23 protein-coding genes are annotated in these 22954 nt (G+C 75.9%); 13 read left to right on the plus strand and 10 right to left on the minus strand.

Going from position 1 to position 22954, the window contains the following annotated elements; all coding sequences use genetic code 11:
• Positions 1–9: 9 nt before the first annotated feature.
• Together HDA31_RS19195 and HDA31_RS19200 are read right to left on the minus strand one after the other, a co-directional pair.
• Entirely contained in the window at positions 10–648 is a 639-nt protein-coding gene (locus HDA31_RS19195; RefSeq protein ID WP_178064122.1) for a class I SAM-dependent methyltransferase, read from the minus strand.
• Between the two features lie 53 nt (positions 649–701).
• The gene (locus HDA31_RS19200; RefSeq protein ID WP_178064121.1) at positions 702–1157 is read right to left on the minus strand and encodes an RrF2 family transcriptional regulator; all 456 of its coding nucleotides are present in this window, start codon (positions 1155–1157) and stop codon (positions 702–704) included.
• Between the two features lie 205 nt (positions 1158–1362).
• Between HDA31_RS19200 and HDA31_RS19205 the strand changes: the two genes are divergently transcribed.
• From HDA31_RS19205 to HDA31_RS19225, 5 genes are all read left to right on the plus strand, one after another.
• Entirely contained in the window at positions 1363–2586 is a 1224-nt protein-coding gene (locus HDA31_RS19205) for a globin domain-containing protein (RefSeq protein ID WP_246384531.1), read from the plus strand.
• A gap of 82 nt (positions 2587–2668) precedes the next feature.
• On the plus strand, positions 2669–3934 hold the full coding sequence (locus HDA31_RS19210) for a glycosyltransferase (RefSeq protein ID WP_178064120.1): 1266 nt from the start codon (positions 2669–2671) through the stop codon (positions 3932–3934).
• A 132-nt stretch (positions 3935–4066) separates the two neighbouring features.
• Positions 4067–4930 (plus strand): alpha/beta hydrolase family protein, encoded by an 864-nt coding sequence (locus tag HDA31_RS19215; RefSeq protein ID WP_178064119.1) that lies wholly within the window; start codon positions 4067–4069, stop codon positions 4928–4930.
• Positions 4931–5005: 75 nt separating this feature from the next.
• Entirely contained in the window at positions 5006–5635 is a 630-nt protein-coding gene (locus HDA31_RS19220; protein WP_178064118.1) for a hypothetical protein, read from the plus strand.
• A gap of 111 nt (positions 5636–5746) precedes the next feature.
• A complete protein-coding gene (locus tag HDA31_RS19225) occupies positions 5747–6142 on the plus strand; it encodes a hypothetical protein (protein WP_178064117.1) in 396 nt (131 codons plus the stop codon).
• Here HDA31_RS19225 and HDA31_RS19230 read toward each other — a convergent pair.
• Positions 6126–7034: a DUF72 domain-containing protein gene (locus HDA31_RS19230; RefSeq protein WP_178064116.1), complete on the minus strand. Its 909-nt coding sequence runs from the start codon at positions 7032–7034 to the stop codon at positions 6126–6128. The two genes, HDA31_RS19225 and HDA31_RS19230, sit on opposite strands and share 17 nt — an antisense overlap.
• A gap of 126 nt (positions 7035–7160) precedes the next feature.
• Here HDA31_RS19230 and HDA31_RS19235 point away from each other — a divergent pair, with 126 nt between their 5' ends.
• From HDA31_RS19235 to HDA31_RS19245, 3 genes are read left to right on the plus strand one after another with little or no spacing between them, the layout of a single operon-like run.
• Positions 7161–7664, plus strand: a complete 504-nt coding sequence (locus tag HDA31_RS19235) for a DinB family protein (protein ID WP_074475787.1) — start codon at positions 7161–7163, stop codon at positions 7662–7664.
• 59 nt (positions 7665–7723) lie between these two features.
• On the plus strand, positions 7724–8653 hold the full coding sequence (locus tag HDA31_RS19240) for a hypothetical protein (protein ID WP_178064115.1): 930 nt from the start codon (positions 7724–7726) through the stop codon (positions 8651–8653).
• Between the two features lie 34 nt (positions 8654–8687).
• Positions 8688–9590, plus strand: coding sequence for a type II toxin-antitoxin system RelB family anti-toxin (locus HDA31_RS19245; RefSeq protein ID WP_260422449.1), 903 nt, complete (start codon positions 8688–8690; stop codon positions 9588–9590).
• A gap of 28 nt (positions 9591–9618) precedes the next feature.
• On the opposite strand, the gene HDA31_RS19250 is transcribed toward HDA31_RS19245, so the two are convergent.
• A complete protein-coding gene (locus HDA31_RS19250) occupies positions 9619–11679 on the minus strand; it encodes an amylo-alpha-1,6-glucosidase (RefSeq protein ID WP_178064114.1) in 2061 nt (686 codons plus the stop codon).
• Positions 11676–12086 carry an SCP2 sterol-binding domain-containing protein gene (locus tag HDA31_RS19255; protein ID WP_178064113.1) on the minus strand — a complete coding sequence of 137 codons (411 nt, stop codon included), beginning with the start codon at positions 12084–12086 and terminating at the stop codon, positions 11676–11678. Before HDA31_RS19255 ends, HDA31_RS19250 begins: the two co-directional genes overlap by 4 nt.
• Positions 12087–12273: 187 nt before the next feature.
• Here HDA31_RS19255 and HDA31_RS19260 point away from each other — a divergent pair, with 187 nt between their 5' ends.
• Positions 12274–13323: an NAD(P)-dependent alcohol dehydrogenase gene (locus HDA31_RS19260; RefSeq protein WP_074475782.1), complete on the plus strand. Its 1050-nt coding sequence runs from the start codon at positions 12274–12276 to the stop codon at positions 13321–13323.
• Here HDA31_RS19260 and HDA31_RS19265 read toward each other — a convergent pair.
• On the minus strand, positions 13310–13822 hold the full coding sequence (locus HDA31_RS19265) for a mycothiol transferase (RefSeq protein WP_178064112.1): 513 nt from the start codon (positions 13820–13822) through the stop codon (positions 13310–13312). The two genes, HDA31_RS19260 and HDA31_RS19265, sit on opposite strands and share 14 nt — an antisense overlap.
• A gap of 104 nt (positions 13823–13926) precedes the next feature.
• Between HDA31_RS19265 and HDA31_RS19270 the strand changes: the two genes are divergently transcribed.
• The 3 genes from HDA31_RS19270 (at position 13927) to recD2 (ending at position 17944) form a co-directional block, all read left to right on the plus strand.
• A complete protein-coding gene (locus tag HDA31_RS19270; RefSeq protein WP_178064111.1) occupies positions 13927–14442 on the plus strand; it encodes a 2'-5' RNA ligase family protein in 516 nt (171 codons plus the stop codon).
• A 227-nt stretch (positions 14443–14669) separates the two neighbouring features.
• Entirely contained in the window at positions 14670–15500 is an 831-nt protein-coding gene (locus HDA31_RS19275) for a glycosyltransferase family 8 protein (protein ID WP_178064110.1), read from the plus strand.
• 167 nt (positions 15501–15667) lie between these two features.
• Positions 15668–17944 carry an SF1B family DNA helicase RecD2 gene (gene recD2, locus HDA31_RS19280; protein ID WP_246384529.1) on the plus strand — a complete coding sequence of 759 codons (2277 nt, stop codon included), beginning with the start codon at positions 15668–15670 and terminating at the stop codon, positions 17942–17944.
• A gap of 89 nt (positions 17945–18033) precedes the next feature.
• Here recD2 and HDA31_RS19285 read toward each other — a convergent pair whose 3' ends face one another.
• The 4 genes from HDA31_RS19285 to HDA31_RS19300 form a co-directional block, all read right to left on the minus strand.
• Entirely contained in the window at positions 18034–18339 is a 306-nt protein-coding gene (locus HDA31_RS19285) for a DUF5988 family protein (RefSeq protein ID WP_246384528.1), read from the minus strand.
• A gap of 281 nt (positions 18340–18620) precedes the next feature.
• Positions 18621–19358 carry an ABC transporter permease gene (locus tag HDA31_RS19290; protein WP_074475778.1) on the minus strand — a complete coding sequence of 246 codons (738 nt, stop codon included), beginning with the start codon at positions 19356–19358 and terminating at the stop codon, positions 18621–18623.
• Complete coding sequence (locus HDA31_RS19295) at positions 19355–20296, minus strand: ABC transporter ATP-binding protein (RefSeq protein ID WP_074475777.1); 942 nt, start codon at positions 20294–20296, stop codon at positions 19355–19357. The genes HDA31_RS19290 and HDA31_RS19295 overlap by 4 nt, the downstream gene beginning before the upstream one ends.
• A gap of 288 nt (positions 20297–20584) precedes the next feature.
• Positions 20585–21355, minus strand: coding sequence for an HAD-IA family hydrolase (locus tag HDA31_RS19300; RefSeq protein ID WP_219825091.1), 771 nt, complete (start codon positions 21353–21355; stop codon positions 20585–20587).
• 168 nt (positions 21356–21523) lie between these two features.
• On the opposite strand from HDA31_RS19300, the gene HDA31_RS19305 reads away from it, so the two are divergent.
• Positions 21524–22933: an acyl-CoA synthetase gene (locus HDA31_RS19305; RefSeq protein WP_178064108.1), complete on the plus strand. Its 1410-nt coding sequence runs from the start codon at positions 21524–21526 to the stop codon at positions 22931–22933.
• Positions 22934–22954: the final 21 nt, after the last annotated feature.

The following is a 22954-nucleotide window of genomic DNA, read 5'->3' on the forward strand; positions in this document are numbered from 1 at the left end:
GGGCCCCTCCTAACCACGGCGGGCGGCGCCGAGGACGTGCGGGGAGGCCGACATCGGCACCGGCGTGTCAGGGAAGTGGAACCGGTCCAGGTCGGTCAGCGTGAAGCCGGCCGCCTCGATCGCGGCGACGGTGTCCCGCCCCGTGTGGCAGCCGCCGCAGACCAGCGGCCAGCAGGTGGCGTCGACGAGGCGCTGCGCCCGGCGCAGCGGGCCGGGCCGTTCGGCGCGTACGTGCTCGAAGAAGCGCAGCTGCCCACCGGGGCGCAGCACCCGGTGGGCCTCGCGCAGCGCGGCGGCCTGGTCCGGCACCGAGCAGAGCACCAGGGAGAACACGACGGCGTCGGCGTGGCCGTCGGCGACGGGCAGCGCATCGGCCAGCCCGGCCGCCACGGTGACCGGCACCGGCGCGGCGGTGGCGGCGTCCCGCGCGGCCCGGCGCAGCCGGGGTTCCGGCTCGACGGCGAGCACGGCGGCGACCGTCGGCGGGTAGTGCGCGAAGGCCCGGCCGTTGCCGGCGCCCACCTCGACCACCCGGCCGTGCAGCCCGGCCGCGGTCCGGCTGCGGTGCGCGCCGACCCCGGCCCGGTCCATCACGTCGGTGGCCCGGCGGTAGAGCCGGGCGAAGACCGGACGGGAGACCCCGGACATCGCACCCCCTCTCGCCCGCCCGAGCCTAGCCCGCCGGGTCACGGGCGGGCCGCTCAGAGCGGCAGGGCGGCCGGCGGCGGGGTCGGCCGGGGGCCGAGGGTGAGCAGCAGCGGGCCCGCCGTCCCGTCGACCAGGTCGGCCAGCCGTGTCTCGTCGAGCACGGCGAGGAACGCCGCCTGCGCGCGGCGCAACTGCCCGCGCAGCCGGCAGTCCACCGCCAGCGGGCAGGCGGGCTGCTCGCAGGGGACCACCTCGTCGTCGCCCTCGAACGCGCGGACGACCGCGCCCACGGTGAGGTCGCCGGCCGCCTCGGCGATGGCCACCCCGCCCGCGCGGCCCCGGATGGTCACCAGCACCCCGAGGCGCTGCAACCGTTGGACGACCTTGGCGACGTGGCTGCGGGGCAGCGCGAGCCGTTCGGCGAGCTCGTCCACCGTCGTGCGCGCCGGGGTGACGGCGGTCAGCATGGCGATGCGCAGCGCCATGTCGGTGGACCGGTTGAGCTTCACGCACCGACCCTAGCCAGCGGGTCCGTCCTGCGGCACGGGCCGGAGGGCCGGTGCCCGCTGTGATCCGGGCTACGCCCGACCCGGGACCTTCGACCCTGAAGAGGAATCTGAGATTCCTGTTTATTGGGCGCATCGGGAGCCCGGCGGACCGCGCCGGGCCCGGGAGAGCGCCGGGCGGCAAGCCGGCCCCACCGCAGGAGGACGCGTGCTCACGGAATCTTCGGCAGCAGTGGTACGGGCGACCCTGCCCGCGGTGCAGGCGCACGGCGCGGCGATCACCGGCCGGTTCTACCAGCGGATGTTCGCCGCCCGTCCGGAGCTGCTGGACCTGTTCAACCGGGGCAACCAGGCCACCGGGGCGCAGCAGGCCGCGCTGGCCGCCGCCGTGGTCGCGTACGCGGAGCACCTGGTCGGCCTCAGCGACGCGCCGTGGGGGCCGATCATGGACCGGATCGCGCACAAGCACGCCTCGCTCGGCATCACCCCGGCGCAGTACCCGATCGTGGGGCGGCACCTGCTCGCCGCCGTCGGCGAGGTGCTCGGCGACGCGGTCACCCCGGAGGTCGTCGCGGCGTGGGACGAGACGTACTGGCTGCTGGCCTGCGAGCTGGTGGCCCGGGAGGCCCGGCTCTACCAGGGCGCGGGGGTCGCCGGGGGCGAGCCGGTCTGGCGGGCCTGGCGGGTGGCCGAGCGGGTCCGGGAGACCGCCGACGTGGTCTCCCTCGGCCTGGAGCCGGTCGACGGCGGCGACGTGCCCGGCTTCGTCCCCGGCCAGTACGTCTCCGTCGCGGTCGACCTCGACGGCGGCCGGGGCCGGCAGATCCGGCAGTACAGCCTCTCCGGCCGCCCGGGGGCGGCACGCTGGCGGATCACCGTCAAGCGGGTCCGCGGCGTGGCCGGCGCGCCCGACGGGATGGTCTCCACCTTCCTGCACGACCGGGTCGCCGCGGGCGACGCGCTGCGGCTGAGCCCGCCGTTCGGTGAGGTGAGCGCGGTGGCCGGGGACGGGCCGCTGGTGCTGGTCAGCGCCGGCATCGGGCTCACCCCGGCGATGTCCGCGCTGGAGCATTTGGCGGCCACCGCGCCGCAGCGGCCGGTGACGCTGGTGCACGCCGACCGGGCCGGCACCGCGCACGCGCTGCGCGACGAGCTGCCCCGGCTGCACCACGCGCTGCCCAACCTGCGCACCGCGCTGTGGTACGAGGAGCCGGACGGGGCCGACGGTCGTCTCACCGGGCTGCCCGTGCGGGTCAGCGCCGGGCGGGTCGACCCGGAGCTGATCCCGCTCGCCACCGACGCCCACGTGCACCTGTGCGGGCCGCTGCCGTTCATGAACCAGGTCCGGGGCGGCCTGCTGCGCCGGGGCTTCCCGAGCGACCGGATCGCCTACGAGGTGTTCGGCCCCGGCATGCTGCGCGACGCGGAGTAGGGCGGGGAGGGCGACGCGGAGCAGGGCGGAGAAGTCGGCGGTCCGCCGGTTAGGCGGCGGGGGCGAGGGTAGGGACTCTGCCATGCGCATCGCGATGATCTCGGAGCACGCCAGCCCGCTCGCCGTGCTCGGGGGGCAGGGCACCGGGGGGCAGGGCACCGGCGACGGCGGCACGGGCGGGGAGGGCGCCGGCGGGCTGCACACCCACGTGGCGGAGCTGGCCGCGGAACTGAGCGGCCAGGGTCACGACGTGCGCGTCTACACCCGCCGCGACTCCCCGGCCCTGCCCGACGCGGTGCCCACCGGCGACGGCTACCAGGTGTGGCACGTGCCGGCGGGCCCGGCCCGGCGGCTGCCCTCGGACGAGCTGCTGCCGCACCTGGGCGAGTTCGGCCGGTGGCTCGCCGGCCAGTGGCGCGACGGCGGGTGGCTGCCCGACGTCGCGCACGCCCACTTCTGGACGAGCGGGCTGGCCACCGTGCACGCGGGACGCCGCGCCGGGGTGCCGGTGGTGTTGACGTACCACGCGTTGGGCGCGGCGGCGGCCCGGCGGCAGCGGGACCCGCGCGACACCGGCCCGCCGGGGCGGCTCGGCTACGAACGCGCCCTCGGCCGGGCGGTGGACCGGGTGGTCGTGCAGTCCCAGGAGGAGTTCGGCGAGCTGGTCCGCCTCGGCGTTCCCCGGTCCCGGATGGCGCTGGTCCCGGCCGGGGTCAACGAGCGGATCTTCCGCCCGGACGGCCCGGCCGCTCCGCGCGACCCGGCCCGCCCGCGCGTGCTCACCGTCGGCCGGCTGGTGGAGCACAAGGGCCTCCAGGAGGTCGTCCGGGCGATGCCGGCCGTGCCGGACGCCGAGTGCGTGATCGTGGGCGGCCCCCCGGCGAGGCTGCTGCCCGCCGACGGCTTCGCCGGCCGGCTGACCGCGCTCGCCGAGTCCTGCGGGGTGGCCGACCGGGTCCGGCTGGTCGGCGCGGTCCCGCGCACGGAGCTGGCCGCCTGGTACCGCTCGGCGGACGTGCTGGTCGCCGCCGGATGGCACGAGCCGTTCGGGTCGACCGCGCTGGAGGGCATGGCCTGCGGGCTGCCGGTGATCGGCACCGACGTGGGCGGCATCGCCGACACCGTCGTCGACGGCCTCACCGGCGACCTGGTCCCGCCCCGCGACCCGCGCGCGCTGGGCGTGGCCATCCGCCGGCTGCTCGCCGACAACGTGCGCCGCTTCGCGTACGCGACGGCGGCGCTGGACCGGGTCCGCAGCCGGTACTCGTGGCGGCGCTGCGCCGAGCAGCTCGCTGCCGTGTACGCGTCGGTGGGCGCCGTCGCCCGGCCGGCACCGGCGCTGGCCTGACGGCCCCGGGCCCGCCCGGCCGCGCCCGGCGACGCACCCCGCCCCACCGCCCGCCGCGCCCGGCGGGCCGGCGACGGCCCCGCCGACCACCCCAAGCTACCCGTCGGTAGCTTACGGCCGTAGGCTGGGCCGGTGAGCGCGCCCGGGGAGTACACGCAGGAGTACGTCGACGTCGACGGGGCCCGGCTCGGGGTGCAGGTCCACCCCGAGCCCGACGGCCCGCCCGGTGCCCCGGTCGTGGTGCTCTGGCCCGCCATGGGGGTGCGCGCCCGCTACTACCGCCCCTTCGCCGCGCACCTGCGGGCCGCCGGCCTCGCCGTGGTCGTCGCCGACCTGCGCGGCACCGGGGAGAGCACGCCCGCGCCGAGCCGCGCCTGCCGGTACGGCTACGCCGAGCTGGCCGCCGACGTGGGCGCGGTGCTGGCGGCGCTGAAGCCCCGGCTGGACGGCCGGCCCACCATCCTGCTCGGGCACTCCCTCGGCGGCCAGGCCGCCCTGCTGCACCTGGCCCTGCACGGCGCCGGCGCGGTGGACGGGCTGGCCCTGGTCGCCGTCGGCGTCCCCTATTGGCGGCACTACCAGGGGCCACGCCGGTTCGGGGTGCTGCCGTACAGCCAGGGGATCGCCGCGACCGCCCGGCTGCTCGGCGTCTGGCCCGGCTGGGGGTTCGGCGGCCGGCAGGCGCGCGGGGTGATCCGGGACTGGGCGTACACCGCCCGCGCCGGCCGCTTCCCCGCCCTGGACGGGGTGGACGTCGAGGCGGCGCTGCGCACGCTGGACGTGCCGGTGCTCGCGCTGAGCGTCGACGACGACCAGTACACCCCGCACGCCGCGCTGGACCACCTCTGCGGCAAGCTCCCCGCGGCCACCGTCGTGCGCGAGCGCCTCACCTCGGCGCAGGCGGGCGCCCCGCTGGACCACTTCGCCTGGGTACGCGCCAGCGGGCCGGTGGCCGCCCGGGTGGCGGCGTGGGCGGCCGGCCTGCCGAAGGCATGACCGGCTCCCTTCCCCGTGCGTAGTCGCGCGATCGGTGGGTATGCCGCAGCGCCCGTACGGTTGGAAGGGGATCAGATGTCCGAACGACACACCGCCCTGCGCTCGATGCACGACCTCGGCCTCGCCGCCTGGTTCGGCGGCTCGCTGATGGGTGCGCTCGGCGTCAACGGCGCGGCGACGCAGATCAACGACTCGACCCAGCGGCTCCCGGTGGCCTCCGCCGGGTGGTCCCGGTGGACGCCGGTCAACGCGGCGGCGATCGGGGCCCACCTGGCCGGCGCGGTCGGCGAGCTGGCGACCGAGAGCCCCCGCATGCTCGCCCAGTCGGGCGTGGGCCGGATGAGCGCCGTGAAGACGGCCCTCACGGTCGGCGCGCTGGCGGTCACCGGCTACAGCCGGCTGCTGGGCATGCGGCTGCAACGGGCCGGCGGCCCGTCGGTCGAGGGGATCACCGAGCCGAACCCGCAGACGCCGGCCGACGTCGCCTCCTACCAGCGGCAGATGCGGCTGCTCCAGTGGACGATCCCGGCGCTCACCGGCGCGCTGGTGGTGGTCACCGCGTACATGAGCGAGCAGCAGAAGCCCGGCCAGGTGTTCCGGGGGATGATCGGCCGGGTCGGCGGGCTGGCGAGCGCGCCGAAGACGATCGGCAAGGTGGCGGCGATGGGCGCGGCCAAGCGCCAGATGGCCATGTCCGGCCGCTGACCGTCCGCCACGCGCCGCTCCTGCCCCGCCGCCGCCACGGGCGGGGCGGGAGCGGCGCGGGCGGGCGACCGACGCCCGTACGCAACCGACCAGCGAGCCAGCGAGGTGGCCATGGCCAGCAGGGACGCATCGACGCCCGGCGGGGACCGGGGTGGGCCCGGGTCCGCCGACCCGTGGGGCAGCACCGACGGCTTCGACGCCGACCCGCCCTGGGGCGCCGGGGAGGACTCCCCGATGGACGAGGGCAGCGAGGAGACCGCCGCGCCGCGCGGCAGCCTCGGCGAGCGGCGGGCCGGCGAGCCGGCCGCGCCCACGCCACCGGCGGGCCGGCACGGGTTCGGCCCGGTCGAGGAGCGGCCGACGGTCCCGGCGGGGCCGGGCGCGCCGCCCGACCCCGCGCCGTCGGGGCGCGCCTTCCCCGACGACAGCGCGGACGGTGACCTGCCGGACAACGCCCTGGAGGAGGCGACCGGCATGCGCCCGGAGGGGATCAGCCGCCGCGGCTGACCCCGGCGGGCGCGACGGCCGCCTCGCCGACGAGCTCGGCCAGCCGGGCGGCGTCGCGCTGGGCCTGGCCGCCGCAGCAGTTGTTGAACAGCACGTGCAGCTCGTCGACGCCGCCGGCCAGCTCGGTCAGCAGCTCCGCCCAGGCGCGCAGCTCCCGCTCGTCGTAGGCGTACCGGAACTTGTCCTGCTTGTCGCCGCTCTCCCAGGCCGCGCTGTGGCCGTGGAACCGGACCACCGCCGGGTCCGCGGTGGCGACCAGGATCGGCGGCACCGACGAGGCGAACCCCTGCGGCATGTCCACGCAGACGAAGGAGAGGTCGTGCTCGCGCAGGTGGGTCAACGTGCGCAGTGCGGTGGCCTCGTCGGCGAACCAGGAGCCGTGCCGCAGCTCGACGCTCACCCGCCAGGGGCGCAGCCGCGCGGCCGTCTCAACGATGCGCCGCTCGGCGGCGGCGCTGCGCGCCAGCCACGGCGGAAACTGCAACAGCACCGCGCCGAGCCGGTCGGCCGCCGCGATCGGCTCCAGCGCCGCGCGGAACCGGCTCCACAGCTCGTCGTACGCCCCGGCGGGCAGGTCCCGGCGGCGCACGCGCGACGGGCCGCCGGCCGGGCGCAGGTCCCGGGGCAGCACCGAGACCGGGGTCGGGTGGCCGGTGAAGAGGCTGAACGCCTTGACGTCGAAGGTGAAGCCCGGCGGGGTGGCGGCCACCCACCCGGCGGTGGTCTCCGGCGCGGGCACCGCGTAGTACGAGGTGTCCACCTCGACCAGCCCGAACCGCTCGGCGTAGAAGCCGAGGCGGCCGGCGGGGGTGTTGACGGCGCGCGGATACCACCCCGAGCGCAGCAGCAGCTGGTCGGCCCACGAGGACGTGCCCACCCTGATCTCACCCATGTGGATCAGTGGACCGCGCCCCGGCCGGATCGGCAACCGGAGCGCCACCCGCCAGGTCGCCGGGTGGCGGAAAGTGTCGGTGGGTCCGCATAGGTTGGTCGGGAGATGACCAGTAAGGATGGTGGCATGACCAGTCCCGAGCAGCTCCGCACCGGCGAGCGGGCCGACCTGTTGCAGGCCCTGCGCCAGCACCGCGCGTTCCTGCGCAGGACCGTGGACGGCCTCACCGACGAGCAGGCCGCGCGGCGCAGCACGGTCAGCGAGCTCTGCCTCGGCGGGCTGATCAAGCACGTCGCCCTCACCGAGCAGTCGTGGCTGCGGTTCGCCGTCGACGGCGCCGACGCGATGCGGGCCGGCCAGGAGGACTGGGCCGACGGGTTCCGGATGGGCGACGAGACCCTGGCCGCCCTGCTCGACCGCTACGCCCGGGTGGCCGCGACGACCGACGAGCTGGTCGCGACGCTCGACCTGGACGCCGCCCACGCGCTGCCCGCCGCCCCCTGGTTCGAGCCCGGGGCGACCTGGTCGGTGCGCCGGGTGCTGCTGCACGTGATCGCCGAGACGTCCCAGCACGCCGGGCACGCCGACATCCTCCGCGAGGCCATCGACGGCGCGAAGATGATGGGCTGAGCCGGCCCGTCCGGTGGCGATGTGACGCCCGCACGCCCGATGGCGCTGAGGGACACGAGATGAACGCACACCGGATGGACCAGGAGACCGTCGAGCGCCTGCTCGCCGGCTCCGTCGGTGACCCCGTTGCCGGCCCTGTCGGCAGCTCCGTCGGCGACGCCCGACGCGACCCGGAGCCGCTGGTCCGACTCCTGGCGGCGGTCCGCGCCGCCCCCCGCCCCGACGAGCTGCGCGGCGAGGGCGCGGCCCTGCACGCCTTCCGGCTGGCCCGCGCCGGGTCGGCCGGGCCGGTCCGGGCGCGGCCCACGCTCCTCGCCGGCCTGTTGAGCGCGAAGGCCGCGCTCGCGGCGCTGGCCGTCGCCGCGACCGGCGGGGTCGCGCTCGCCGCCACCCACGGCGCGCTGCCCCAGCCGCTCGACGGGGCGGGCGAGCGGGCGGAGGCACCGGCGAGCGGGCGGCCCGCGCCGAGCCGGTCGCCGGGGCGCACCGCCGGCTCGCCGGGGGGCGTCCGCGACCCCCGGGTCCCGCCGGCCCCGCTGGTCGTCCTCTGTCACCGCCTGCGCGCCGAGGCCACGGTGGACGAGGCCCTCGCCGCGCCGCGCTACGCGGACCTGGTCGCCGCCGCCGGCGGCCCGGACCTTGTGGTGAGCTGGTGCGCCGAGGCGGTCGCGGCGTCCGCCCCGGCCGCCGCCACGACGCCGACGGGTCAACCGGGCGTCGACGGAAGGCCGGACGGGCGGCCCGGCCGGTCCCCGGCCACTCCCTCGCTGCCGGCTGGCCCTCCGTCGGGCGGCCCCGCGTCGCCAGGGAGGCCCACGGTGCCGGCGACCCCGCCGATGCCGGGAACTCCGTCGATGCCGGGAACTCCGTCGGCGCCGGCGGGCCGACCCGCGCCGGCCGACCGGTCCATGCCGGCCACCCCGGCGGGAGGCCGACCCACTACGACACCCACCGGCCGGCCCGTCCCGACCACGCGCGGCGCAGGGTGACCCGCCGAGTTGGCGGTACGATCACCTGCGGAAGCTGCGGACGGAGTCCACGCTGACGCAGGAGCGGTTGGCCGAACGCGCCGGGGTGAGCGTCGAGACGATTCGCAAGCTGGAGCAGAACGAACGAACCAGCGCCCGCATGTCGACCCTGAACCGGCTGGCTACCGCGCTGGGTGTGCCCACGACGGCATTGATGGGGTCCGCCGCCCAGGCACAGGCGATGCGTGAACCTAACGCCGAACCACTCGGCCTCGTCGACGTCCGCCGCGCGCTGACGCCGGTATCCGGTCTCGACGGACGCTCGGTGGTCGGCGATCCGGAGACCGGCCCACCCACCGCCGCCGACGTTCGCCGCTCCATCCTGACCGCGAACACGATCTACCACGCCAACGACTACGCAGCGGCGCTCGGGCTGATTCCCGGCCTGCTGGACGAGGCTCGGGCACTTGTCGGATTCAGCGACGGCGACGAACGGTCGACCGCCCACGCGCTCGCGTCCCGGGCGCACCAGTTGGCCGGTCGGCTGCTCATTCAGCTTCGCCGCCTGGACCTCGCACATGTCGCCCTCGCCTCGGCCCTCGACCACGCGCGTCGCAGTGGCGACCAGATGGTGGGTGCCGCAGCGGTCGCGCCGATGTGCTGGCTGCTGCTGCGGCAGGCCCGGTTCGCGGAGGCGGAGGCCCTCGCGGTCCGCACAGCCGATCAGGTCGAGCCGAGGCTGTCCACTGCGTCACCTGCCGAACTCGCCGCCTGGGGGTTCCTGCTGATGAAGGGCGCGTCGGCCGCGGTGCGGGACGCCAGGCACGCTGACGCCCGCGACATGCTCGACCTGGCGGCAGCCGGAGCGCACCGGCTCGGCGACCGGCCGAGCCCGGACGCCGACATCACCGGGGTGGCGCAGTGGCGGGTTCGGCGCGGGTTGACGCATCATCCTTGATCACCGGGGCGAGGTGCGCCGGGTGGGGTCAGCCGGGGTGGCGGGCCCGGTCGCCCGGCGTGCGGTCGCGGCCGTACGCGTCGGCGTGCCCCCAGCGGCCCGGGACGTCGAGCAGCTCGATCCGCCCGGCGCCCCTCGGCAGCGCCGGGTTGACCAGCAGGTTCTCGCCGCAGGGCGCCAGCCCGAGGACGGTGCCGAGCAGCATCAGCAGCGCGCCCGACGACCACGACTGGGGTCGGCCGGCGTGCGGGAGCTGGACAGGGAAGCGGGTGAGGTCGCGGTGGTAGCCGGCGATCACCTCCGGCACCGGGTTGCCCAGCATCTGCACGACGTCGAAGATGCCGGCCGCGATCCGGGCCGCCGCCTCGTCGCAGCCGTACCGGCGCAGCCCGGCCGCGATGATCGCGTTGTCCGACGGCCACACGGAGCCGAGGTGCGCGCCGACCGGGTTGTAGGCCCGCTGCCCGTCGGCCAGGGTCCGCACCCCCCAGCCGGAGAAGAGCCGTGGCCCGAGGAGATGCCGGGCCACCGCCTCGGCGTGCTGCTCGGCGACGATGCCGCTCCACAGCAGGTGCCCCATGTTGGAGGCGAGCGCGTCGACCGGTTCGCCGTCGGGCCCCAGGGCCAGCGCGTAGTACTCGCGGTGGGGCAGCCAGAAGTCCCGGTTGAACCGTGCCTTCAGCTCCGCCGCCTCCCGTTCCAGCCGGTCGGCGTACACGGGGTCGTCCCAGAACTCGCGGGCCAGGCGCGCGCCGCGCCGCTTCGCGTCGTACGCGTACCCCTGCACCTCGCAGACGGCGCGGGGCAGCGCCGGCGCGCGTCCCTCGGCGTCGACGATCGCGCCGGGCGAGTTCTTCCAGCACTGGTTCTCCAGCCCGGTGCGGGTGTTGCGCCGCTGGTAGCGCACGTAGCCGTCGCCGAGGATGTCGCCGTACTCGTCGATCCAGTCCAGCGCCATCCGGGCGGGGTGGCGCAGCTCGCGGACCAGGTCCGCGTCGCCGGACCAGCGCTCGTACTCGTCGAGCAGGATCACGAACAGCGGGGTGGTGTCGGCCGCGCTGTAGTGCAGGTAGGTGGGTGACTCGCCGAAGACGGCGTTCTCGCCGTAGCGGTACTCGGCCACGATCTTGCCGGGTTCCTCCTCGCGGTGGTCGTCGAGCCGGCCGCCCTGGCCGAGGGCGAGCAGCCGCAGGGTGGGCGGGGCCAGCTCCGGGGTGAACGGCAGCGTCTCCAGGCAGGTGATCAGGGCGTCCCGGCCGTACAGCGCCATCGCCCACGGCAGGCCGCCCACCGGCAGTTTGTCCGGGATCGACAACGGCGTGTACCGCAGCGCGGCGAGGTCGTCGAGGCTCCCCTCGTACGCCGCGCGGAGCCCGTCGTGCTCGGCGACCAGCTTCGGGGCACGCTCGTGCCAGCGGCGCAGGTCCTCCCGCATGTCCCGGCGGACCTGCTCGCGGTGGGCCTCCAGGCTGGACCGCAGGTCCCGGGCCCCCGCCCCCCGCAGGACCATGCCGATGTTCAGGTCGGTCGTCCACGAGCCGTTCGGGGGGACCCGGATCCGGAAGGTCATCCCGTCGGGGTCCACCTCCACGGGGGCGGTGGACGAGACGACGGTTTCCCGGCCGAACCGCTCCCGCTGGTAGGTCAGCCGGAGCTGCCCCTCGGCCGACATCGGCACGGCGACGATCCGCCGCTCCCTCGGCTCCTTGATCTCGGCGGTGTCGGCGAAGTCCGAGGCGATCTCCATCCGCACCGTGTAGTCCGCCGGCTCGGCCGAGTGGTTGAGCACCACGATCCGCTCGTTGAAGCTGTCGTCGATGGACCGGTGCCGGATCACCGAGACGTCGGCGTCGACGTAGTGGCTCGCCGCGCCGGGAACCAGCACGAACCTCGTCTCGAAGTACGTCATCTCGTCGCGGGACAGGGCCTTCAGCCGCTTGCCGTCGATGGTGAGCACCCAGCGGGACAGGAACCGGGTGTCGAACGAGAAGAGGCCGATGGGCGCGAGCGGATCGGGCGTCATGTCGCCCTGCGCGTCGCTGACCGCGAAGGAGTTGCCGGTCAGCACGTTGACCAGTTCCTGCTTCACGGCCGCTCACCCCCGTGCGACGCCGACGCACCCCGCGCCGCGGCCGCCCTGACCGCCACCTCGCGGGGGTGGCGGGCGTCGGGCGGGCCGGGGAGGAGCCGGCGCAGCAGCATCAGCAGCCGCAGGTCCCCCTGGGCGGTGACGTCGTTGCGGACCAGCGCCGCGCCGATGTGGGTGCCCTCGGCGACGATCCGGTCGAACACCTCCCGGTCCCCCGCGACGACGAGGTCCGCCGCCTCCGCCGACCGGCTCACCCCGACCTGCTGGTCACCGATGGTGAGGAACCAGTGGTCGGTGCTGCCGTCGTCGCGGATGTCGAGGCGCACCGTGCCGCTGACGGTGTCCGGCAGGTCCTCGTGGCGTCCCCCGACCCAGCAGGCCAGGTAATCCGCGGCGGATGCGGTCATCGGCCCTCCCCCTCCCGGACGACACAGGTCGTTTCCGGAGCGTCCCCGCCCGGCGGGTGATCCCGGGTCACCCGGTCCGGGTGAATTCCGGCCGGCGCGTCCGGGCCGGGCGCGGCGGCGGCCGTTTGTCCGGACGTCGAACGGGCACGCCGACGGCACGAGCCGAGCGATGGAACAGGAGAGACCCATGCGCGCGCTGCGGTTGCCGGGCTGGAAGTCCGAACCCGAGCTGGTCGAGGTGGCCGAACCCACCGCCGGCCCCGGTCAGGTGGTGGTGCGGATCGGCGGGGCGGGGGCCTGCCACTCCGATCTGCACCTGATGCACGACTTCGACGCCGGGGCGGTGCCCTGGAACCCGCCGTTCACCCTCGGCCACGAGAACGCCGGCTGGGTGCACGACCTCGGCGCCGGGGTGACCGGCCTAGAGGTCGGTCAGCCGGTGGCGGTCTACGGCGCGTGGGGCTGCGGCTCCTGCGACCGCTGCCGGGTGGGCGTCGACCCGTACTGCGAGAACCCGGCCGCCGCGCCGGTGCCCGGTGGGGGCGGCGGCCTCGGCCTGGACGGCGGCATGGCCGAGTACGAGCTGGTGCCCGACGCCCGGCACGTCGTGCCGCTGCCCGACGGGCTCGACCCGCTGCACGCCGCGCCGCTGACCGACGCGGGCCTCACCCCGTACCACGCGATCCGCCGGTCGTGGCACAAGCTCGCGCCCGGCAGCACCGCGGTGGTGATCGGTGTCGGCGGCCTCGGCCACGTCGGCGTGCAGATCCTGAAGGCCACCACGGCGGCGCGCGTCATCGCCGTGGACACCCGGCCCGAGGCGCTCAAGCTGGCCGAGGAGTACGGGGCCGACCTGACGCTGCGCTCCGGCGAGGAGACCGCGCAGGAGATCCGGGGGGCCACCCCCGGCGGGCGGGGCGCGGACGTGGTCCTCGACTTCGTCGGCGCGGACGCCACGCTGCGGCTCGGCGCGGCGGCCGCCCGTACGCTCGGGGACCTCACCATCGTCGGCATCGCCGGCGGCACGCTGCCGGTGTCGTTCTTCTCCGTGCCGTACGAGGTGAGCATCCAGACGACCTACTGGGGCAGCCGGCCGGAGCTGATCGAGGTGCTCGACCTGGGCGCCCGAGGGCTGGTGCGGCCGAAGACGACCACGTTCCCGCTGGACCAGGCGGTCGACGCCTATCGGCGGCTGCGGGACGGCTCGGTGGAGGGGCGCGCGGTCATCGTCCCGTGAGCAGCAGGCCCCGGACGTAGGCGGCCTGGCCGACGTGCTGGAGGTCGTCCTCGGCGATGCTGACCAGCCGGACCCCGAGGGTCACCGGCGGGTCCCACGCCTCGTCGACCACCCGGTCCAGGTCCGCCGGCCGCAGCCCGGCCAGGAATCCCCGGGTCCGCTCCGCGACCGCGTCGTGATAGTCGACGAGCGCCCGGGCGCTCTCCGGCGCGACGGCGGCGACCTGCTCCGGGGTGTGCGCGTAGCCGGTGTCGTCCGGGTCGGCGGGCAGCCCGAACCGGCCCGCCCAGTCGCCGGTGACCCAGATCTGCTCGGCGTCGAGCACGTCGGCGACGTGGTGGTCCTGCACCCGGGTCAGGTGCCACACCAGCCAGCCCACCGGGTTCGCGCCGGGCGCGGGCGCGCGGCGTAGCTGCTCCGGGGTGAGGCCGTCGACCGCGGCGCGGACCAGGGCGGGCAGCCGGCCGTAGGTCTCGGTCAGTACGTCGCTGATCTCCACGCGCTTCCTCCTCGGTCGGGTGTGCGGTCCCCACGCCAGTACCGCAGGGGCGGGCGGCCAAACCTGGTGGCCGGCGCGGCGGGGCCCGGCCCTAGGGTGTTCGGGTGGTCGCCGCGCTGGAGCTGTATCTCGACACCGACGCGACCCGGCGGATCCGGGTCCTGTGGGACGCGTTGGAGTCCGAGGGCGTGCAGAGCATGCGCAGCCTGCTGGAGCGGCGGCACCGCCCGCACGTGTCGCTCGCGGTGGCCCCGCGGCTGGACCCGGACCGGGTGGCCGACGCCCTGGCCGGCACGACGGTGGCGGCCCCGCTGCGGCTGTCGTTCCGGCACGCCGGGCAGTTCGTCGGCCGGGTGCTCTGGCTGGGCCCGTCGCCCACGGCCGGCCTGCTGGCCCACCAGGCGCTCGTGCACGACCGGCTGGCCGCCGCCGGGATCGCGGTGGCCGAGCACTACCGGCCGGGGCGCTGGGTGCCGCACTGCACGCTGTCGATGCGCGTGCCCAACGCGCTGATGGCGGCCGCGGTGCGGCGCTGCCTGGAGGTGCTGCCGCTGGAGGCGACGGTGGTCGGCGCGGCGGTGACCGACCACGCCCGGGACATCTGCCGGCCGCTGCCCTGATCCGTCGGGACAACGACGCCGAGCTATGCGAGGAATCCTCACGGACCGTACGCGGCCGGCCGAGTCCAGCACTTAAGGATGATTCAGGGGTCAATTCTGGGGTCGATTGATCCCACCTCGCACGCGACTCAGATTACGGGTTACCGAATGCGCGATCTCCTTGCCGAAAACGAATTCCGTACTTACATTTCACGGAGTTTACGCTCAGCCTGTGCGGAGGAGAGCACGTGGAACTCACATTGACCTTCGACGCCGCGTATGCGGCCCACGCGGCGGTCGTCATGTCGACCGTCGCCGAGTCGAACCCGGGCCAGGCGGTCCGCTACTGGCTCATCGCGGCCGACGACGTCAGCCCCTCGGCCCGCGCCGCCCTCGGCCGGGCGGCCGGGCCCGACGCCACCGTGGAGTACCTGCGGGTGGACACGTCCGTGGTGAACCTGCCGAAGGGCAGCGACCCCGTGATGGCCTACCTGTCCCCGGCGATGTACCTGCGCCTGCTGGTCCCGGCCGCGCTTCCCGACGAGGTGCGGCGGGTCCTCTACCTCGACTGCGACACGATGTGCACGAACAGCCTGGCCCCGCTGTTCGACGTGGACCTGGGCGGCGTCCCGCTGGGCGCGGTCCGGGACCCGTTCAACCGGCGGCTGCTCGACATGGGCGGAATCCCCGGCCTCGCCGATTACCGCGACCTGGACCCGTGGGCCTCCTACTTCAACTCGGGGGTGCTGCTGATCGACGTGCACCGGTGGCGGGAGTGCGAGGTCACCGAGAAGGCGCTGGCGTACCTCACCCGGCACGCCCACGAGTCGCGGTATCCGGACCAGGACGCCCTCAACTACGCCGTGTACGACAACTGGCTGCGGCTGCCCCGGCAGTGGAACGACCTGATGGCCTGGCGGCTGGAGCCCGAGTTCGGCGGGAAGCTCTCCGACTCGGCGGTGCTCCACCCGGCCGGACCGATCAAGCCGTGGCAGCCCGGCTTCCCGAAGGGGGCCCGGCGCGACCTGTACTGGCGGCACCGCCGCCGCAACGGCGGGCTGGTCGCCGCCCGCCGCTGACCCGGCGCACCCGGCCGCCGGGCCGCCGACCGGGCGCACTCCCGCCGCCGCGCCGCCGACTCCGCCCGGGCCGCCGCGCCGCCGGCACCGGGGCCCGACCGCCGGACCGGACCGCAACCCGGACCGGCGGGACGGGTCACGGCGGGCGTTCTGCCATCATCGTCACGATGTCCGCCACCCCACCCGCGCCGGCCGCCGCCCGCGCCGCCGCGCCCCCGGCCGGCCCCGCCACCCCCGCACGCGGCGCCGTGCTCGAAGCGGTGCTGGAACGCGTCACGTACGTCAACGAGGAGACCGGGTACACCATCGCCCGGGTCGCCACCGACCGCTCCGGCGACGACCTGCTCACCGTGGTCGGCGCCCTGCCCGGCGCGCAGCCCGGCGAACGGCTGCGGCTGGTCGGCCGGTGGGGCTCGCACCCGAAGTACGGGCGGCAGTTCGAGGTGCACCAGTGCACCACCGTCCTGCCGGCGACCGTGCAGGGCATCGAGCGCTACCTGGGGTCGGGCCTGATCAAGGGCATCGGCCCGAAGATGGCGGCCCGGATCGTGGCCGCCTTCGGCGTGGACACGCTGCGCGTCATCGAGGAGGAGCCCGGCCGGCTGATCGAGGTCCACGGCCTCGGCCGCAAGCGCACCGCCGCAATCGGCGCGGCCTGGCAGGAGCAGAAGGCCATCAAGGAGGTCATGGTCTTCCTCCAGGGCGTCGGCGTCTCCACCTCGCACGCCGTGCGCATCTTCAAGCAGTACGGCGACGAGTCCATCGCCGTGGTGCGCGACGACCCCTACCGGCTCGCCGCCGACGTGTGGGGCATCGGGTTCCGCACCGCCGACAACATCGCCAAGGCGGTGGGCATCCCCCACGACAGCCCCCAGCGGGTCCGCGCCGGCATCCGGTACACGCTCTCCGAGGCCGCCGACGGCGGGCACTGCTACCTGCCCGAGCCGAACCTGGTCGCCGACGCCGCGGCGATCCTGGAGGTCCCGGCGGACCTGGTCGCCGCCGGCCTGGCCGACCTCGTGGCGACCGAGGACGGCGTGGTCGGCGAGGCGGTGCCGAACCCGAGCAGCGAGGGCGCGGTCATCCCGGCCGTCTACCTGGTGCCGTTCCACCGGGCCGAGTCGGCCCTCGCGGCGAGCCTGGTCCGGCTGCTGACCGACCGGGCGGACCGGATGCCGGCCTTCGCGGGCGTGGACTGGGGCCGGGCCCTGGCCTGGCTCAAGGCCCGCACCGGGGCAGAGCTGGCCCCCGAGCAGGAGCAGGCCGTACGGCTGGCGCTGACCTCGAAGGTCGCCGTGCTGACCGGCGGCCCCGGCTGCGGCAAGTCGTTCACCGTCCGGTCGATCATCGAGCTGGCGGCGGCGAAGAAGGCGAAGATCGTGCTGGCCGCGCCGACCGGCCGGGCGGCGAAGCGGCTCACCGAGCTGACCGGCCACCCGGCGACCACCGTGCACCGGCTGCTCCAGTTGCGCCCCGGCGGAGACGCCACCTTCGACCGGGACAACCCGGTCGACGCCGACCTGATGGTGGTCGACGAGGCGTCCATGCTCGACCTGATCCTCGCCAACAAGCTGGTCAAGGCGGTGCCGCCCGGCGCACACCTGCTGCTGGTCGGCGACGTCGACCAGTTGCCGTCGGTCGGCGCGGGTGAGGTGCTGCGCGACGTGCTCGCCGCCGGGACGGTGCCCCGGGTGCGGCTGACCCGCATCTTCCGGCAGGCCCAGGAGTCGGGCGTGGTGGTCAACGCCCACCGGATCAACGCCGGTCAGGCCCCGGTGTTCGGCGAGCACCCCGACTTCTTCCTCTTCCCCAGCGACGAGCCGGAGGTCACCGCCGAGCAGGTGGTCGACATCGTGACCCGACGGATCCCGCGCCGGTTCGGGCTGCGCCCCCGCGACGTGCAGGTGCTCACCCCGATGCTGCGCGGGCCGGCCGGCGCCGGGAACCTGAACACCCTGCTCCAGCAGGCGATCGCCCCGCACCGCGAGGACGCGCCGGAGCGGCGGCACGGCGGGCGGGTCTTCCGGGTCGGCGACAAGGTCATCCAGGTCCGCAACAACTACGACAAGGGCGCGGCCGGGGTGTTCAACGGCACCGTCGGCGTGGTCACGGCCCTGGACCCCGACGAGCAGACCCTGACCGTGCGCACCGACGAGGACGAGGACATCGGGTACGAGTTCCACGAGCTCGACGAGCTCCAGCACGCGTACGCGATCACGGTGCACCGGTCGCAGGGCAGCGAGTATCCGGCGGTGGTGGTGCCGGTGACCATGGGGGCGTACACGATGTTGCAGCGCAACCTGCTCTACACCGCCGTCACCCGGGCCCGGAAGCTGGTGGTGCTGGCCGGTTCGCGCAGGGCGCTGGCCATCGCGGTGCGGACGGCCGGCACCGGTCGCCGGCACACGGCGCTGACCCACCGGCTCGCGCCCGACCGGCCCTGAGCCGCCGGTGCTCTCCCCCGACGGCCCTGAGCCGCCGGCGGTCGGCGCGGCCCGCCGCGGGCCGCGCCGGCCGCGGGGCGCTGCCTCGCCTACTCGGCGATCCGGGTGCGGCCGGTCCAGCGGAAGACGACCGGCGCCTCGCCGCCACCGGAGTCCCGCTCGAAGTGCTCGTAGCCCCCGTAGTGGCGTACCTTGATCTTGTGTTCCACCGGGGAGACCCGGTGGCTGCGCAGCTCGGTCGGCAGGTTGGCGGGCCCGCCCTCGAGCACGACGTCGATGATGCCGGCAGCCTCGCCGCTGAGGGTCATGGCCGGCACCGACCAGGCGATCCGGTCGTCATCGTTGACGATGGGGTTCGCCGTCCGGACAGTGGGGGCGGATTCGGAAACTGTCATCGCACGACCTCCGTCGCTCGTCGCTCCGCCTCGGACGCGCCGGTCGCTGCGCGGAGCGGATCACCGAACGGGGGGCGACACCCCGTTCCGCGGCAGGCGGAACGGGCGGCGGGAGAAACGCCCTCCCGACGGTCGGCGACGACCCCCGTCCGCCTCGAACGTAATCCAGATCACACTCACCGAACACCCTTAGCGACCCCCTAGCGGGCCGGGTGCCGCGTAGGCCGCTGGTGAGAAGGGAACCCGTCTCTACCGGAGGCGTTAAGAGGGGGCCCTTCCTTTCACTCCCAGCGGAAGAAGCGGGTGGCCAGGACACTGCCGACGACGGCGGTGACCGCCAGGGCGAGCAGCTGCGGCCACGCCGGGCTGTCGCCGGCCCAGGCCGCCGCGAGCGTGTCCACGGTGGCCCCGAGCGGCGAGTAGTCGCCGATGCGGGCCAGCACCGCCGGCATCTGGTCGCGCGGCAGCCAGGCGCCGGCGAGGAAGAGCAGCGGGAAGAACAGCGCCGGCCCGATCGACTGGGCCGCCCGCGCCGACGGGGCGAGCGCCGCGATGAGCAGGCCCACGGCGAAGAGGCAGGCCACGCCGAGCAGGAACGCCAACACGAAGGCGGGCACGTTGGCCGGCGCCGGCTGGTCCAGCAGGAAGCGTACGCCGACCGCGGTGACCACCGCGCCGGCCACACCCATCACCAGGTTGACCACCACCTGCGCCACGAGCAGCAGGGCCGGGTTGACCGGGGTGGTGGCCAGGCGGCGCAGCACCCGCCGCTCCCGGTAGATGCCCAGCGCCATCGGCAGGGTGAACAGGGCGAGCATGCCGATGGTAAGGGCCAGCGCGAGGGCCGGCAGGAAGGTCAGCTCGCCGTGCTGCCCGGCGTCCCCGCCGGAGGCCCCGCGCTGCGGCAGCCCGAAGACCAGCATGAGGCCGAGCGGCAGGGCGAAGACGAAGAACAGCGACACCGGCTCGCGCAGGAACAGCTTCGCCTCGACGGCGATGAGCTTGGACAGGGCGTTCACGAGGACCTCTCGTCGGTCGACGGCGGGGTGGTGGCCCGGGCGGCGCGGCCGGTCAGCGAGACGAAGGCGTCGTCCAGGGTGGGCTGCTCGACGCGCAGGCCGGCGTAGCGGACCTGCCGCTCGGCCAGGGCCGACAGCACCGTCTGGAGGACCTGCTCCGGGCCGGTGACGGTGACCTCGTCGCCGGTGCGGCGCACCCCGGTCACCTCGGGCAGCGCGGCGAGCAGGGCGTCGTCCACCGGGTCGAGCGGGCGGAAGTGCACCCGGTGCTCGGTGCCCACCCGGGAGAGCAGGCCGGCGGGGGTGTCGATCGCCACGACCCGGCCGGTGTCGATGATGGCCAGCCGGTCGCAGAGCCGCTCGGCCTCCTCCATGAAGTGCGTGACCAGCACGACCGTCACGCCCCGGTCGCGGATGCGCTCGACCAGGTCCCAGGTGTCCCGCCGGCCCTGCGGGTCGAGCCCGGTGGTCAGCTCGTCGAGGATGGCGATCTCGGGGCGGCCGACCAGCGCGAGGGCCACCGACAGCCGCTGCTTCTGCCCGCCGGACAGCTTGTGGAAGGCGGTGTCGCGCTGGGCGGCCAGGCCGAGGTCGTCGAGCAGCCCGTCGATGTCGGCCCGGTTGCGGTAGAAGGACCGGTAGAGGTCGAGCGCCTCGCGTACGCGCAGCTTGTCGGGCAGCTGGCTCTCCTGCAACTGGGCGCCGACGCGCTGGCGCACCTCGGTGCGGTCGCGGACCGGGTCGAGCCCGAGGACGCGGACGGTGCCGCCGTCGGCGCGGCGCAGCCCCTGCACGCACTCGACCGTGGTGGTCTTGCCCGCCCCGTTGGGGCCGAGCACGCCGAAGATCTCGCCCTGGTCGACGGTGAAGGAGACGTCGTCGACGGCGATCTTGTCGCCGTACCGCTTGTGCAGGTGCTCGACCTCGATGACCGGCATGGGCGTGGTCCTCCGTCGCGTGCGGATCGCCGGCCGGCGAGGGCGGGCCCTCGGGGAATCGCGGCGTCTGGGTGCTGGGTGGTGTCGCGGGCTGGGGATGGGGTGGCGGGGTGCTGGGGACGTGGGTGCGGGGCCACGGTGCGGTCGTGGCCACGGGTCGGACGACGACCGGCGCACGGGCGGTCGACGCCGGATATCATCCGGCCAACCGAGGCCCGAATCAACTCATCGGCTGACGGATCGGGGTGCCGACCGGGATCGGGACCGGTCGGCAGGGGTGCCGGGCGGTCACCCGGCGTGTCCGTCGACCCCGCCCGGTCCGACGCCCGGGGCCGCGAGCCCGTCGCCGCCGGTCGCCGGCCGGGCGGCCGGCGACGCGTCGGGGGCGGGGCGCGGGTCGCAGAGCGGCAGCAGCTCCCCCAGCCCGGCCAGGACGACGTCCGGGCCGGCGGCGAGCAGGGTCGCCGGGTCGGACTCCCCCCACAGCGCCGCGACGGCGCGGACCCCCGCCGCGCGGGCGCTGGCCAGGTCGCTGGGCGCGTCGCCGACCATCAGCGCGTCGGCGGGCGCGACACCGAGCAGCTCCAGCGCCCGGCGCACGATGTCCGGCGCCGGCTTCGGGCGGGCCACCTCGTCGGAGCCGACGACGTGGTCGACCAGGCGCAGCAGGTCCAGCCGGCCCAGCAGGTCGCGGGCACGCACCCCGCTGCGGCCGGTCGCCACGGCCAGCCCGATCCCGCGCCCGCGCAGCGCGCCGAGCACCCCGGCCGCCCCGTCCACCGGCGTGACGAGGTGGGCCAGCCGGTTGCTCTCCCGCACGAACGGGTCGGCCATCGCCGCCGGCAGGCCCATCAGCCGCAGCACGTCGGGCAGGTAGCGGCCCGGGTGGCGGCAGTATTCGTCGACGGGCGCGACGCCGCCGCCGACCACCTCGGCGTACGCGAGGGCGAACGCCTCGCGGGCCACGGCCAGGCTGTCGGCCAGCACGCCGTCGAGGTCCAGGACCACCGCCCGGACTCCCCCGGGCCCGCGCTCCGCCGCACCCGCCACCGGCGTCACCTCCCCGCACACGCACGCACCCGACACGCCGGCACAGGCCGTAGGGGTGGCCCGCCGACGACCGCCCCGGCTAGCGTCGGGTCGCCGGGACCCGCCGGGCCGGGTCCGCCGCGACGGCCCGACCGGCCGGCGTCCCCGCGAACCCTACCGGTGGAGAGGTGCGTCCACATGCCGCTGCTGAGCTGGCTGTCCGAGTCGGCCGACGACCGTCCGGGCGCGGTCCGGGTCGACGACCGGGCCGTGTCCTGGGTGGAGCTGCGCCGGCTCGCCACGGCGGTCGCCGACGACCTGGGCGGGGTGGACCGGGTGGCCGTCGAGGCGACGCCCACCCTGGAGACGGTGGTCGGGGTGGTCGGCGCGCTGCTGGCCGGCGCGGCGGTCGTGCCGGTGCCGCCGGACGCCGGGCCGCTGGAGCGGGACCACATCCTGCGCGACTCCGGCGCGACGGCGCTGCTCGCCCCGGCCGGCGGCGACCGGCCGGCCGGCGACGGGGGCCCGCCGGTGATCCCCGTCGACCTGGCGCGGCGGTCGGACACCGTCCACCCCGAGCCGGACCCGGCCGCCACCGCGCTGATCCTCTACACCAGCGGCACGACCGGTGCGCCGAAGGGCGCGGTGATCGGCCGGCGGGCGGTCGCCGCCTGCCTGGACGGGCTCGCCGACGCCTGGGCGTGGACGCCCGAGGACCTGCTGGTGCACGGGCTGCCGCTGTTCCACGTGCACGGCCTCGTGCTGGGGGTGCTGGGGCCGCTGCGGCTGGGCAGCCGGCTGCACCACGTGGGCCGGCCGCGCCCCGAGCGGTACGCGGCGGCCGGCGGCACGGTCTACTTCGGCGTACCCACGGTGTGGTCCCGGATCGCGGCGGACCCGGACTCGGCGCGGGCGCTGCGCCCGGCGCGGCTGCTCGTCTCGGGCAGCGCGGCCCTGCCGGCGGCGGTCTTCGCGGACCTGGCCGCGCTCACCGGCCACGAGACCGTCGAGCGGTACGGGATGACCGAGACCCTGATCACGGTGAGCGCGCGGGCGGACGGGCCGCGCCGGCCGGGGACGGTCGGCGTGCCGCTGCCCGGGGTGCGGACCCGGCTGGCCGACGAGCACGGCGCGGCGCTGCCCGCCGACGGCGAGGCGATGGGCGAGCTCCAGGTCGCCGGCCCGACCCTCTTCGACGGCTACCTCGGCCGGCCGGACGCCGACGCGGCGACCCGCACCCCGGACGGCTGGTTCCGCACCGGCGACGTCGCCACGATCGGCCCCGACGGGTGGCACCGGATCGTCGGCCGCGCCGCCACGGATCTGATCAAGAGCGGCGGGTACCGGATCGGGGCCGGCGAGGTGGAGGACGCCCTGCTGGCCCACCCGGGCGTCCGGGAGGCCGCCGTGGTCGGCACCCCGCACCCGGACCTCGGCCAGCAGGTCACCGCGTACGTGGTGGGCGACGGGGTGGACGGCCCGGAGCTGATCGACTTCGTGGCCCGCCAGTTGTCGGCGCACAAGCGGCCCCGCGAGGTGCGGCTGGTCGACGCGCTGCCCCGCAACGCCCTGGGCAAGGTGCAGAAGACCAGGCTGGCGGCGGACTGAGCGGGAGGCGGCGCCGACGCC

This window comes from Micromonospora carbonacea (assembly GCF_014205165.1).
GTDB classification, from domain to species: domain Bacteria; phylum Actinomycetota; class Actinomycetes; order Mycobacteriales; family Micromonosporaceae; genus Micromonospora; species Micromonospora carbonacea.

What these genes read in the sequence shown, in the direction of transcription:
- recD2 (WP_246384529.1), top strand. Translation starts at nt 15,668, where the DNA reads ATGTCCGCCACCCCACCCGCGCCGGCCGCCGCCCGCGCCGCCGCGCCC.
- HDA31_RS19195 (WP_178064122.1), bottom strand. Translation starts at nt 648, where the DNA reads ATGTCCGGGGTCTCCCGTCCGGTCTTCGCCCGGCTCTACCGCCGGGCC.
- HDA31_RS19235 (WP_074475787.1), top strand. Translation starts at nt 7,161, where the DNA reads ATGACCAGTCCCGAGCAGCTCCGCACCGGCGAGCGGGCCGACCTGTTG.
- HDA31_RS19220 (WP_178064118.1), top strand. Translation starts at nt 5,006, where the DNA reads ATGTCCGAACGACACACCGCCCTGCGCTCGATGCACGACCTCGGCCTC.
- HDA31_RS19225 (WP_178064117.1), top strand. Translation starts at nt 5,747, where the DNA reads ATGGCCAGCAGGGACGCATCGACGCCCGGCGGGGACCGGGGTGGGCCC.
- HDA31_RS19255 (WP_178064113.1), bottom strand. Translation starts at nt 12,086, where the DNA reads ATGACCGCATCCGCCGCGGATTACCTGGCCTGCTGGGTCGGGGGACGC.
- HDA31_RS19285 (WP_246384528.1), bottom strand. Translation starts at nt 18,339, where the DNA reads ATGACAGTTTCCGAATCCGCCCCCACTGTCCGGACGGCGAACCCCATC.
- HDA31_RS19240 (WP_178064115.1), top strand. Translation starts at nt 7,724, where the DNA reads ATGAACGCACACCGGATGGACCAGGAGACCGTCGAGCGCCTGCTCGCC.
- HDA31_RS19210 (WP_178064120.1), top strand. Translation starts at nt 2,669, where the DNA reads ATGCGCATCGCGATGATCTCGGAGCACGCCAGCCCGCTCGCCGTGCTC.
- HDA31_RS19305 (WP_178064108.1), top strand. Translation starts at nt 21,524, where the DNA reads ATGCCGCTGCTGAGCTGGCTGTCCGAGTCGGCCGACGACCGTCCGGGC.
- HDA31_RS19230 (WP_178064116.1), bottom strand. Translation starts at nt 7,034, where the DNA reads ATGGGTGAGATCAGGGTGGGCACGTCCTCGTGGGCCGACCAGCTGCTG.
- HDA31_RS19260 (WP_074475782.1), top strand. Translation starts at nt 12,274, where the DNA reads ATGCGCGCGCTGCGGTTGCCGGGCTGGAAGTCCGAACCCGAGCTGGTC.
- HDA31_RS19295 (WP_074475777.1), bottom strand. Translation starts at nt 20,296, where the DNA reads ATGCCGGTCATCGAGGTCGAGCACCTGCACAAGCGGTACGGCGACAAG.